Genomic DNA, 13,024 nt, shown 5'->3' on the forward strand with positions numbered 1-13,024 from the left:
GCTGACCATGGCGGGGGCACCAAACTCAAGGAGGGATTGAGAGCGCCTGCCTAAAGGGGGAAGTGCATGGCTTTGTTTTCAAAGCGTACTGTCGCGCGCTGGCCTTGTGGCTTGGCTGGCGGAGACCCAAACAAGTCGGGTCAGACCCGCGAGGTCCCGCAAGAGGGGTTATCCGGGCAGGTGGGCAAACATCCTGCCGTTCTTCAAAGACGACTTGCCCTCCTGCTCGGCGCGACGGCGCTCGTCGGGCTCGTTTCGCTTCACGCTCAGTCCCCGGCCCATGCGCAGCAATTGTCCATCAATACGGATGGGGCGCGGGGCGATGATGGTGACGACGGTATCGGTAGTGCCGACGCCGAGGGCGGCAAGTCGCCGACCGCGCCGGCCACGGGTACGAATAGTGTTGGCCGCACGACCTCTGGCGAGGCCGCTTTCGTGGGCAGCGCCCGGGGTGGGCGCGGCGGAGATGGCGGCTCGGCTGTCCATGCAACTGCCGTCCCGCCTTTTGTGGAGATCAAGGGCGGTAAAGGCGGCGACGGCGCGAAGGGCGGAACGGTCGATATAACAAACAATGCATCTGGAGCCCTTGAGACATCAGGAGACAATGCTCCCGGCATATCGGGTGACGCCAGCGGTGGCGATGGCGGTAACGGTGCATGGGCATTCGCCGTCGCGGTCGGCGGCAAGGGCGGTGTCGGCGGGCGAGGTGGCGATGGCGGAACGGCGACCGTCACCACCACGACCGAAAGCAACATCATCACGCATGGCAACAATTCGAACGGCATCACCGTCAATTCCAGCGGTGGACGCGGCGGCAATGGCGGTTTGGGTGGTGCGATCGGTGCCGGCAAGGGCGGCGATGGCGGCAACGGTGGCAATGGCGGGGACGCAAAAGGCGATAATGCCGGCTCCATTTCCACGGATGGGACTTTCTCGAAGGGCATGCTTGTGCGTTCGGCGGGCGGTGTCGCCGGTGATGGCGCAAGTGGTTTCGGTATCGTCGGCGAGGGCGGCAACGGCGGTGTGCCGACAATCGGCGGCAATGCCGAGGGGATAAATTCGGGGACCATTACCACCCGGGGAGATTTTGCCAGCGGCATGGTCGTGCAGTCGGTTGGCGGCGGCGGCGGCGATGGCGGCGGCGGCCTCGGTCTGTTCGGCGGGGGTGGCGCGGGTACGGATGGCAATGACGGCCGGACGGCAACGGGTACCAATACCGGCAACATCACCACCAGCGGCCTAGGCGCCATTGGCATGCTGGTCGAGTCGGTTGGCGGCGGCGGCGGCGATGGCGGCGGCGCATTCGGTCTCGTTTCGATCGGTGGCAAGGCAAGTGGCGGCGGCCAGGGCGGTACGGCCACCGGCAATATTGGCGGCGTCATCAAGACCGGCGTCGATGGAAACGGCGGCGATGGCGCGCATGGCATCCTGATCCAGTCGGTCGGTGGCGGCGGCGGCAATGGCGGCTATGCCATCGGCGTAGCCCCCGCGATCTCGGTCGCCATCGGCGGCGGTGGCGGCACTGGCGGCAAGGGTGGCGTGGTCAACGTCAACCAGGCCGGCGCCGGTGTGACCGTTGAAACGAACGGCCGTTCCGCGAGCGGCATCATCGCACAGTCGGTTGGCGGCGGCGGCGGCAATGGCGGCGGCGCCGTTGCCATCGGCGGTTTGGTGGGCGTTTCGGTAGGCGGCTCGGGCAATGCCGCCGGTGACGGCGACAGCGTGACCTATAAAGTTGCGAACGCCAAGGTCACCACGCTCGGGGACGATTCCATTGGCGTGCTCGTGCAGTCGGTCGGCGGTGGCGGCGGCAATGGCGGGTTTGCGCTTTCCGGCTCTACAGCCGCGGCGGTGAGTGTCGGCGGCAGTGGCGGCGCTGCAGGCAAGGGCGGCGTCGTCGACGCAACGGTCGGCGGCAGCGTCAACACGTCCGGCGATCGCGCGACAGGCATCGTCGCCCAATCGATCGGCGGCGGCGGCGGCAATGGCGGCTTTTCCGGCGCTGCCAGCTTCGGCGCCAGTGTGGGGATCGGCGGCAACGGTGCAGGCGGCGGCGATGCCGATACCGTCACGCTGCGCACGGCCGAGGGCGCGATGCAATCGATCATCACGGACGGTGCGGATTCGGCTGGCCTGATCGTACAGTCGGTCGGCGGCGGTGGCGGCAATGGCGGCTTTGCCGGCACGTTGTCGGCGATTGCCGGCTTCGGCATGGGCGGAAAAGGTGGCGCTGCCGGCAAGGGGGTGGCGACGGAAGCCACTTATAACGGTTCGGTCGAGACTTTTCGCGAAAGGTCAGCCGGTATCATCGTGCAGTCGATCGGCGGCGGTGGCGGTAATGGCGGCGGCCAGTTCGGCCTGAGCGTCAATGCAAGCGTAGGCATCGGTGGTTCAGGCGCCGGGGGCGGCGAAGCCGGGACGGCAAAATTCTTCTCGACGACAGCACTCAATGTCACGACCCATCAGTCGGATTCGGCTGGCGTCATCGTGCAGTCGGTGGGCGGCGGCGGCGGCAATGGCGGCTTTTCGTTGAATGGCGCAGGTTTGGTGGCTGCAGTCAGCATTGGCGGCAAGGCCGGCACGGCCAGCGATGCCAAGGCGGTGACGGTCGGCATCCATTCAGGATTGATTCACACCTTGGGCGACCGCTCCACCGGCATCATCGCCCAGTCGATCGGTGGCGGTGGCGGCAATGGCGGCGGCACGGCCTCGGCCGGCCTCGGTGCCAACGTCACCATCGGTGGCAAGGGCGGCGGCGGCGGTGCGGGCTGGACCGTCGATGTCACCAATGGCGCGACAGTTCACACCGAAGGTGTCCAGTCTCACGGCATCCTGGCGCAATCGATCGGTGGCGGCGGCGGTTCAGGCGGCTTTGCCGTCTCGATTGGCGGGCCGTCCTTCTCGCTTGGCGGCGATGGCGCGTCGGGCGGTGGAAGCAAGAAGGTCTATGTCGAAAACACAGGCCAGATCAACACAGACAGGGATATGTCGATCGGCATCTTCGCGCAGTCGGTCGGTGGCTCGGGCGGTGATGGCGGGTTCGCGATGGCGGCCGGCGCCTTTGCCGCGGTAGGCATCGGGGGTAAAGGCGGGGCCGGCGGTGCCGCAGGCGAGGCAGAGGTCAAGAACACCACCAACATCACGACGAAGGGTTCTCTCTCTCACGGTATCCTGGCTCAGTCGGTCGGCGGCGGCGGCGGCAATGGCGGATCTGTCGGAACGTTTGCTGTCGGTGTGTTCGGCGCAGCTTCCGTGGCGATCGGCGGCGGTGGCGGCGATGGCAATCTCAGCAACCAGGTCACGGTTACCCACAAAGGTGACATTCATGTCGGCGGCATGGGCTCGAAGGCCATTCTCGCGCAATCGGTAGGCGGCAGTGGCGGGAATGGCGGCTCGGCCTATTCAGGCGCGGTCAGCGCCGGTCTCTACGTGTCCGCCTCGGTCGGGGTTGCCGTGGGCGGCGAGGGTGGCAACGGAGGCAATGGCGGCAAGGTAACGGTTCGGGCCGATGGCAACCTGATTGCCGACACGGACGCAGCCGGTTCCGGCGGCATCGTCGCCCAGTCGATTGGCGGCGGCGGCGGTAATGGCGGCCGCGCCGCTACGATTTCGGGTGCAGCCAGCACCGGGGTCAGCGTTTCACTCGGTGTCACGGTTGGCGGCTGGGGTGGTGATGGTGGCAAGAGCGACCGCGTCATCGTCGACAGCGGCATGAATGGCGGCGGCAGCATCGCTACCAAAGGCGCCAACGCGATCGGCATCCTCGCACAATCGGTGGCGGGCAGCGGCGGCAATGGCGGCGATTCCTGGGGAGCTGCGGGCGGCTTCGGGGTCAATGCCAGTATCAATGCGACGGTCACCATCGGCGGCGGCGGTGGCAAGGGCAACATCAGTGGCGATGTGTCTGTTCACAACGCCATGACGATCAAAACCGGCGGCGACATGAGCGCCGCGATCGTTGCCCAGTCGATCGGCGGCGGCGGCGGTAATGGCGGGGCGACCAATGGCGCGACGGCCGATCTCGGCACGGAAAATGGCGTCAACGTCGCGGCCAATGTTGCTGTCGGTGGCGCGGGCGGCACAGGCAACAAATCCGGTGCCGTGGATGTCACGAACTCCGCCAATCTGACCACCGACGGCGATTATTCGTCCGCCATTGTTGCCCAATCGATCGGCGGCGGCGGCGGCATGGGCGGTGCAACAAACACGCAGGCATTTCATGTCGGCGGCACCGCCGGCACGAGCGTTACCGCAAATGTCAGCATCGGCGGCAGTGGCGGCGAAGGCAACGATGCCGCATGCGCCGCGGATGCGGGCGGCAATGCCACTTGTTTCGACGGCAAGGTCGGTGTCGCGGTCGACAATTCGGGCGAAATCCGCACGAGCGGGTTCAACTCGGTCGGCATCCTCGCCATGTCCATCGGCGGTGGTGGCGGCGGTGGCGGCTCGGCTTCGACCAAAGAGGATATCGTCGGCAAAGGCGACGCGGGGGAAACCTCGGTTGGTATCGGCGCGGCAATCGCGCTCGGCGCCGGCGGCGCCGGCAACGGCGGCACGGTTTCGGTCACCAACCGCAATCTGATCATCACAGACGGCGCCGATTCCTATGGCATCAGCGCCAATTCGATCGGTGGCGGCGGCGGCGTCGGCGGATCGTCCAGCTCTGGCGTGCTCGGTACTTACGCTATCGGCGGCTCGCTCGGCGGCGCGGGCGGCAAGGGTGGCAATGGCAACCAGGTCGATGTCTCCAACTTGGCCGGCGCAACGATATGGACCAAGCAGGAGCGTTCAATCGGCATCTTCGCACAGTCGGTCGGTGGCGGCGGCGGCGCAGGTGGTGCCGGCGAAAGCAAGGGCAAGAGCGATGGCGGTGAAGTCGCGGTAAACCTGTCGCTTGGCGGCGCGGGTGATGTCGGCGGCAATGGCGGCAAGGTCAATGTCGAAAACGGCGGCATCATTCAAACCGACAAGGCCAATTCCCACGGTATCCTGGCGCAGTCGATCGGCGGCTCCGGCGGCGTCGGCGGCGCGTCGGGCACGTCATCCAACGATTCGAAGATCGCCATCACACTAAGCCTCGGTGGCGCCGGCGGTGCCGGCGGTAGCAGCGACAGGGTTCACGTCCAGAACTTGGAGAGCGGTTCGATCCTGACACAGGACGACAACTCGCACGGTATCTTCGCACAGTCGGTGGGCGGCGGCGGCGGCGCGGGCGGCGCGGGTTCGACGGAGACCGGCAAGGCCGAGACGGCAGTCACCATGTATATCGGCGGCCAAGGCGGCAGCGGCAGCACCGGCGGTGAGGTCGAGGTCAACAACTCCGGCAGGATTGAAACGCTGGGCTATATCTCGCACGGCATCTTTGCCCAGTCGGTCGGCGGCGGCGGCGGCGCGTCGGGCGCCGCGACCGGTGCATCGGAAGCGGACATGACAATCGGTGGCGGCGCCAGCGTACCCAACGGGATTCCGATCCCGGTGATCGGCGGCCCCGACAACAAGGCCGATGGCGGCAAGGTCACCGTCTCCAACGATGGCGAGATCATCACACACAAGGATGGCTCATACGGCATCTTCGCCCAGTCCATCGGCGGCGGCGGCGGTTATGGCGGAACGGTTTCGTCCGACTTCGCCGGGTCCGATTCCTTTGCCCTCAGCCTCGGCGGCAAGGGTGGCAATGGCGGTGATGGCGGCGATGTCAGGGTTGAGGTTTCCGGCTCGATCGAAACCTTTGGCGACCGCGCGCATGGTGTCGTGGCGCAGTCGGTCGGGGGCGGCGGCGGTGTGGGCGGCGACGCAAAAGGCAAAACCTCGAACGCGCTCGGCATCGGCGGCCTTGGCGGAAAGGGTGGCGATGGCGGCGATGTGACCGTGATCCGCACCGGCACCATCACCACGCATGGTGTCGATGCGGTCGCCATCATCGCGCAGTCGGTCGGCGGCGGCGGCGGCATCGGCGGCGCCGGCTTCGGGCGCTTCGGGGCCACGGCGGATGGCGGCAGCGGCATCGACAACAACACCATCGGGTTCAATACGTTTGCAGGCGCCAAGGGCAATGGCGGCACGGTGACCATCGAGCAAGATGGCGCGATCGTCACTGATGGCGAGCGGGCACATGGCATCGTGGCCCAGGCGGTCGGCGGCGGCGGCGGTCTGGCCGGCACCCTCTCCACCGGCGCCGCCGGTTCCGGCGGTGGCATCGGCGATGCGGCGGCGGCGTCGGCAACGGCCATGAGCCAGGTCTGGGTGAAGGGTGCGAGTTCGTATGCGATGTTTGGACAGAGCGCGACCGGCGACGGTGATGCGCACGCGGTCGATCTGACCGCCGGAGACAGCCTGTTCGCGCAGGGCGCGGATTCTGTGGCCGTCTATGGTGAGAGCACGGCCAAGGGCGCAAAAGGCAACATCACCATAAACCTGAATGGCCAATACACGATCGGTGGCGCCGGTACCGGCGTCGCGGCCATGCTCGTCGGCGGCGCGAACAACACGCTGACCAACCACAGCCTGCTCTATGCGATGGGAGCGACGCCGACATTCGAGATTCAGGCTTCTCAGTTCCAGGCGTTCCAGACCTTCCTGCTGGCGCCAGGTCCGGTGGTGCCGACGAACGCAATCCTGGAATCCCTGCTCGACGATTTCAGCCCGCTGGCCATCACCGGCACTTCGGGTGACGACCATGTCGACAATTCGCCGCTGGGCGACACGCTCGGACGCGTCATCGGCAACATCGATCTCGGCGGCGGCAACAACAGCTTCCACAATTTCGCCGATGCCTCGATGGTCGGGCTCAAGACCATCAATCTCGGCGGCGGGATGTACACCAATGACGGGTTGTATACCAACCAGGGCATCGGCGTGGTTGCGAAGGTCGGCGTCGGCGGCGGATTCACCCAGGACGGTTCCGGCCGTTTCGTTACCGACATCGACCTCAACAGCCAGACCACTGATGCTCTTGCGTTGACAGGAGCAGGCAAGTTCGATGGCACCGCGCCGCTCAACTTCCTGTCCATCGACAAGCTGTTTACCGCCTATACGATAGCCACGGGCTCTTCCATGGCGGGGAATTCGCAGATCGTGGCAACGATGCCCGTGGACCATCCGGCGGCGGGCTTCAATTTCATATTCAAGGTCGAACACGGTACCGATCTGGTACTGACCACCGACAACCAGACCTTCCTGCAACTCGCGCACGATCCGCAGTCCGGCGTCAATGATCCGGGCGTGTACCAGATGGCGCAATATCTCGATGACGTCGAGGCGTCGTCCAGCCCGGATAATCCGATGGCGCGGCTGATCAATCTGGTGCGCTTCTTGCCAAGCAAAGCAGAGATTGGCGAGGCGTTGACCCGGCTGACGCCGCACTATGCCGTGCATACGTTCGACATGATCAATCGCGAAACCGACATGATGCTGGAGGCGGCGCGCGCGTGCACCGGCGTGCCAGCCTACAAGAACGCCGATGGCCGCTGCATCTGGGCGTCGATCAGCCCGCAAGCCGAGTACAGCCGCGATGCGGGTGCTGGAACCACAAGCCGTGATGACGTCTTGAAGACGATGTCGCTTGGCGGCATCGGCGAGGTCGGCCAGAACTGGTCGCTCGGTGCCACGATCGGGCGTACAGAGTTCGATTCCAAGATCGGGTTCAACGGACAATTGCTCTCACAGACCACCGGTGAAGCCTGGCAGGCTTACGCGCTGGCCAAATACACCAACCATAACTATTTTGCCGACTTTGCGCTTGGCGGCGGAACTGGTTCGTTCAACGGCGAACGCGACACCCATATCGATCCGGCGTTCTTCATCCCCGGCGAGACTTTGGACGGGCACTATCTGGACGAGGAAATGCTGCCGGGCATCGGCAACAGCGTTACCTACACCCAGAAAACCGCCATGTTCGGCGGCTCGGCGCGGTTCGGCGCTACCCAGCAGATGGGTGCGTTCTACCTGCAGCCCACGCTGCAGTTCGACGCGCGCTGGCTGCGCGTTTCCGGAAAGGAAGAGGGCTCGGTCGCCGCCTTCAACTTCGACGGCAGTGCAAATACATACTATTCGGCGACACCCGCGCTCGAGATCGGCACCGACATCGCGCTCAGCGATATTGCCAGCCTTCGCCTCTACGGAAAGGCCGGGGTGGAGTTCTCCAACAAGGACTGGGAAATCGAAGGCGGTTTCGCGGCGGCGCAGAATCTGCCCGGCAACCCCGCATTGCACTTGACGGAAACGGTCGATTCGCCGCTCTATCGGGTTGGCGCCGGGCTTGAGCTGAATGGCGTCAATGGCGTCGGCATGTCCGTCAGGTACAACGGCGCCTTCGGCGAAATGGTGAAACAGAACGCAGTCAGCGCGTCTCTCAAGGTCAGCTTCTAGCTGGCCCGGGACCGAGCCGGGCGGGAGGGGTCTTGATGAGGAAATACGCGTATTTCGCGGCAGTGCTGAGTGCGGCCTGCATTGTCGGTCTGCCGGCCATGGCCGCGCAGACCAAGGGTGACAAGGTGGTGGCGAAGCCGCCCGCCGCCGATGCGCCGCAACTGCCGGGTGGTGCATCGGCCTTGTCCGAAACCCATGGCGACTGGACGGTCAATTGCCAGATATCGGGCACAGCCAAGGTCTGCAGCCTGTCGCATCAGCAGTTCAACAAGCAGAGCAACCAGCGGCTGCTGGCGATCGAGCTGTCGAGCAAGACCGGCGACGATGCGACCGGCACGCTCGCCCTGCCATTTGGACTGGCGCTCGCCAAGGGCGTCACCCTGACAATCGACGACCAGAAGCTGGACGGCAGCCTGGCGTTCAACACCTGCCAGGTGGTCGGCTGCCTGGTGCCGGTGGCGTTCGACGCCAATATCACGCCGCTGCTCAAGAACGGCACCACGCTGAAGATCGACGCCTTCGCGGCCGATACCGGGCAAGCGGTGAGCTTTTCCATTCCGCTCAACGGCTTCAGCGGGGCGCTCGCCCGCACATCGGAACTCTTGTCAAACTGACGGCTCAGAGCGGTATCTGGTACGCGGCGTCCAACAGGCGCCGCGTATCTTATCCGTTGCGCGTCAAACGACTGTTGTTTTCAACCGCTCGGCAATGAGGGCGGCGAGCCGCGCCGCCACCTCGTCCTTGGTCATTTCGGGCCATTCCTCGACGCCGGCCTTCGACACGATCCGCACCCGGTTGCGATCGCCACCCATGACGCCGGAGGGGCCGATGCCGCTCTCGTGCGACACATCGTTGGCGACGATGAAATCGGCGCCTTTCTTCCTCAGCTTGGCCTCGGCGTTGCGCAGAAGATCCTGCGTCTCGGCGGCGAAGCCGACGACAAGGCCTGGCCGCTGGCTGTGATGACCGACGCCGGCAAGGATGTCTGGGTTCTCCACCATGCGCAGCACCGGGGGGCCTTCACCCGCCACCTTCTTGATCTTTTCGCCGGCCGAATTCTCGCTGCGCCAGTCGGCGACGGCGGCAACGAACACTGCGGCGTCGGCGGGCAAAAGCTGTTCGACCGCATCGCGCATCTCCTGCGCACGTTCGACATGGATGGTCTTCACGCCGGCTGGATCGGCAATGCTCACGGGACCGGAGACGAGGCGCACATCGGCGCCGAGTCTTGCCAATGCCGCGGCGATGGCGTGGCCCTGCTTTCCGGACGAACGGTTGGTGATATAGCGCACCGGGTCGATCGGTTCATGTGTCGGGCCGGAGGTGACGATGATCTTGCGCCCCGCCAGCGGCCTGGGACCGGCCTCGAGCAGCGCCTCGACCGCGGCGACGATCTCCAGCGGCTCGGCCATGCGGCCTTCGCCGGCCTCATGGCTCTCGGCCATCTCGCCTTTGGCCGGGCCAACGAAAGCGATGCCGTCCTTGACCAATGTCGCGCGATTGCGGCGGGTGGCCGGATGCGCCCACATTCTGGGGTTCATCGCCGGCGCCATCAGCACCGGCTTGTCGGTGGCGATGAGCACGGTCGAGGCAAGATCGTTGGCATGGCCGTTGGCGAGCTTGGCCATCAGGTCCGCGGTGGCGGGCGCCACCACCAGCAGGTCGGCCTCACGCGACAGCCTGATATGGCCGACATCGTGTTCATCGTTGCGGTCGAACAGTTCGGTGAAGACATGGTCGGCCGAGAGCGCGCCGACAGAGAGTGTGGTGACGAATTCCTGCGCTGCTGATGTCATCACCACCCGCACCGCCGCGCCGCGCTCGCGCAGCCGGCGGATCAGGTCGAGGGCCTTGTAGGCAGCAATGCCGCCGCCGATGATGAGCAGGATGTGCTTGCCGGAGAGCGTGCCTCGCTGAAAGATCCTGCCTGCCGGAGAGGCTACCGGCGCCGCCGTGCCGTGCGCGCTGGTCAGTTCGCGAAGGGTCTTTTCGATCTGGTCGATACGGCCGGGTCCGATCTGGCCATCGACAGCGGCCCGGATCATCACCCGTGCCTGCTCTTCCATCGAACGGTCATTTTCCGCCGCCAATCGGCGCAGCAGTTCCTTGACCTCGTCATCGAGGTTGCGGATCGTGATGCTTGCCATCTGATTGCACTCTGCTCATCTATATCGATAGCAATGATAGCGATGCAATCAAATCGCCGCAAGTTGCGGACTAGGCCTCGACGGTCGGGCCTAAAGAATCTTCCAGGCGATATAGACCAGCGTCAGCGCGATCACCCACAGCGCCACCCGGCCGGAGCGGCTGTAGCGCGCTTCGGCCTTGCCGATGGCGCGTGCGGTGGTCTCATCGAAGCGCAGGCCGTGCTCGGCCATCAGGTCGATCTCGCGCGATAGCCGGTCGGTGCGCGCGGCAAGCTCGGGCGCCTGGCGGGCGAGCGTCAGCAGCGCCTTGGCGCCGTCGCGCGCGTCGACCATCATGCCGCGTGGGCCAAGGTTGCCGGCGATCCAGCCGCCGACAACCGGCTCGGCCGTCTTCCACATGTTGAAGGCCGGGTCGAGCGTACGCGCCACGCCCTCGACCACCACCATGGTCTTCTGCAGCAGGATCAGTTCGGGCCGGGTCGCCATGTCGAAGAGTTCGGTCACCTCGAACAGAAGCGTCAGAAGCTTGGCCATCGAAATGGTCTCGGCCGGCTGGCCGTGGATCGGCTCGCCAATGGCGCGGATCGCCTGCGCGAAAGCCGCGACATTGTGCTGGCGCGGCACGTAGCCGGCCTCGAAATGGACTTCCGCGACGCGCAGGTAGTCGCGCGTGATGAAGCCGTAGAGGATTTCGGCGAGGAAGCGGCGCTCCTTCTTGCCGAGGCGTCCCGCAATGCCGAGATCGACGGCGACGATCGTGCCGTTGGCCTCGACGAACAAATTGCCGGGATGCATGTCGGCGTGGAAGAAGCCGTCGCGCAAAGTGTGGCGCAGGAAGGACTGGATGAGGTTGGCGGCGATCGCCTTGAGGTCGTGGCCGGCGGCTTCGAGGCCTGCGATGTTGTTCATCTTGACGCCGTCGACCCATTCCATGGTCAGCACGTCGCGGCCGGTGCGTTCCCAGTCGACGGAGGGCACGCGAAAGCCGGGATCGTCCTTCGTGTTCTCGCCAAGTTCGGAGAGTGCCGCCGCCTCGAGACGCAAATCCATCTCGATCTTGGTGGTCTGCGCCAGCGTCTCGGTGACCTCGACGGGCCGCAGCCGGCGTGAGGAGGGGATGTACTTCTCCTGCAGTCGGGCGGCGAGGAAATAGCTTTCGAGGTCCTGAAAGAAGCGGCGGCGCACGCCAGGCCGGATCACCTTCACCGCCACCTTGGTGGCAGTGCCGTCATGGATGGTTTCGGCGGTATGGACCTGGGCGATGGAAGCGGCGGCGACCGGGTCGCCGAATTCAGCGTAGAGATCGCCCACCTTGCGCCCGAGCGAGGCCTGGATCGCCGCCACCGCCTCGGCCTTCGGGAAGGTGTGCATCTTGTCCTGCAACATGGCGAGGTCGAGTGCCATGTCGTTGCCGACGACGTCGGGCCGTGTCGCCAGGAACTGGCCGAGCTTAACATAGGAGGGCCCGAGCCTGACCACGGCCTTGGCCAAGCGGTCGCTGCGCTCATAGTCCAGAGCGCGGCGGCGGGTGAACAGCCGCGCCAGCCGCCAGCCGAACTTCGGCAGGCCGGACAGTTCCTCGCCCGGCAAGGCGGCGATAACACCCTCGCGCACCAGCACCCAGCCGGCGCGTGCGAGCCTGAAACCAGCCCCGACGCTACTCATGGCTGCACCCTGGCCGGTCCTTGCGACCCGCACGAGCTGTACCGAGGATGGGAAATGCGGTTCAGCCTCAAAGCTTCCAGCCCGAATGCAGTGCCGCGATGCCGCCGGAATAGTTGCGGAAGGAAACGCGATCGAAACCGGCGCGGGAAATCATTGCCGCGAAGTTCTGCTGGTTGGGGAATTTCGCGATCGATTCAACCAGATAGGCATAGGGTTCGCCGTCTCCGGTGACCATCTTGCCGATCTTGGGAATGGCGTTGAACGACCAGGCTTCGTAGGCCTTGTCGAGCAGCGGCATCTCGACCTCGGAAAATTCGAGGCACAGGAACCGGCCCCCGGGCTTCAGCACGCGGAACGCTTCGCTCAGCGCGACATCGATGCGCGGCACGTTGCGGATGCCGAAAGCGATGGTGTAGGCGTCGAATGTGGCATCGGCGAAGGGCAATTCCTCGGCATTGGCCTCGACGAAATCGGTGTTGCCGGACAAGCCCTTTTTCTGTGCCCGGTCGCGGCCGACGGCGAGCATCGAGCCGTTGATGTCGAGCACGGTCGCATGCGCGTTGCCATGGCTGGCATCGACGATGCGGAAGGCGATGTCGCCGGTGCCGCCGGCCACATCCAGGACTTTCCAGCCCGACCGCTTCGGTGGATTGAGCCAGGTGACCATGGCGTCCTTCCACAGCCGGTGCAGGCCACCCGACATCAGGTCGTTCATCAGGTCGTAGCGGTTGGCGACCTTGTGGAAAACATCGTTGACCAGGGACTGCTTCTCGCCTTCCCCCACACGCTTGAAACCATAGGAGGTTTCCATGCCGCCCGCGGCCGTGGTTCTCTCAACTGACATT

5 protein-coding genes are annotated in these 13,024 nt (G+C 65.3%); 2 read left to right on the plus strand and 3 right to left on the minus strand.

The window, feature by feature from the left end; translation table 11 throughout:
* The first annotated feature begins 180 nt into the window (after positions 1 to 180).
* Together MesoLj_RS36610 and MesoLj_RS10300 are read left to right on the plus strand one after the other, a co-directional pair.
* Complete coding sequence (locus MesoLj_RS36610; protein WP_274609151.1) at positions 181 to 8,367, plus strand: autotransporter outer membrane beta-barrel domain-containing protein; 8,187 nt, start codon at positions 181 to 183, stop codon at positions 8,365 to 8,367.
* A 35-nt stretch (positions 8,368 to 8,402) separates the two neighbouring features.
* Positions 8,403 to 8,981: an invasion associated locus B family protein gene (locus MesoLj_RS10300; RefSeq protein ID WP_140772005.1), complete on the plus strand. Its 579-nt coding sequence runs from the start codon at positions 8,403 to 8,405 to the stop codon at positions 8,979 to 8,981.
* Between the two features lie 63 nt (positions 8,982 to 9,044).
* On the opposite strand, the gene coaBC is transcribed toward MesoLj_RS10300, so the two are convergent.
* The 3 genes from coaBC to ubiE form a co-directional block, all read right to left on the minus strand.
* Complete coding sequence (gene coaBC, locus MesoLj_RS10305) at positions 9,045 to 10,514, minus strand: bifunctional phosphopantothenoylcysteine decarboxylase/phosphopantothenate--cysteine ligase CoaBC (protein ID WP_202325922.1); 1,470 nt, start codon at positions 10,512 to 10,514, stop codon at positions 9,045 to 9,047.
* A gap of 90 nt (positions 10,515 to 10,604) precedes the next feature.
* A complete protein-coding gene (gene ubiB / locus MesoLj_RS10310) occupies positions 10,605 to 12,179 on the minus strand; it encodes a 2-polyprenylphenol 6-hydroxylase (RefSeq protein WP_140772003.1) in 1,575 nt (524 codons plus the stop codon).
* A 67-nt stretch (positions 12,180 to 12,246) separates the two neighbouring features.
* Complete coding sequence (gene ubiE, locus MesoLj_RS10315; RefSeq protein WP_202325923.1) at positions 12,247 to 13,023, minus strand: bifunctional demethylmenaquinone methyltransferase/2-methoxy-6-polyprenyl-1,4-benzoquinol methylase UbiE; 777 nt, start codon at positions 13,021 to 13,023, stop codon at positions 12,247 to 12,249.
* Position 13,024: the final 1 nt, after the last annotated feature.

This window comes from Mesorhizobium sp. 113-3-9 (genome assembly GCF_016756515.1).
Classification (GTDB): domain Bacteria; phylum Pseudomonadota; class Alphaproteobacteria; order Rhizobiales; family Rhizobiaceae; genus Mesorhizobium.

Excerpts from the sequence above, each read along its gene's own strand:
- MesoLj_RS10300 (WP_140772005.1), top strand. The coding sequence starts at position 8,403 with ATGAGGAAATACGCGTATTTCGCGGCAGTGCTGAGTGCGGCCTGCATT.
- coaBC (WP_202325922.1), bottom strand. The coding sequence starts at position 10,514 with ATGGCAAGCATCACGATCCGCAACCTCGATGACGAGGTCAAGGAACTG.
- ubiB (WP_140772003.1), bottom strand. The coding sequence starts at position 12,179 with ATGAGTAGCGTCGGGGCTGGTTTCAGGCTCGCACGCGCCGGCTGGGTG.
- ubiE (WP_202325923.1), bottom strand. The coding sequence starts at position 13,023 with ATGTCAGTTGAGAGAACCACGGCCGCGGGCGGCATGGAAACCTCCTAT.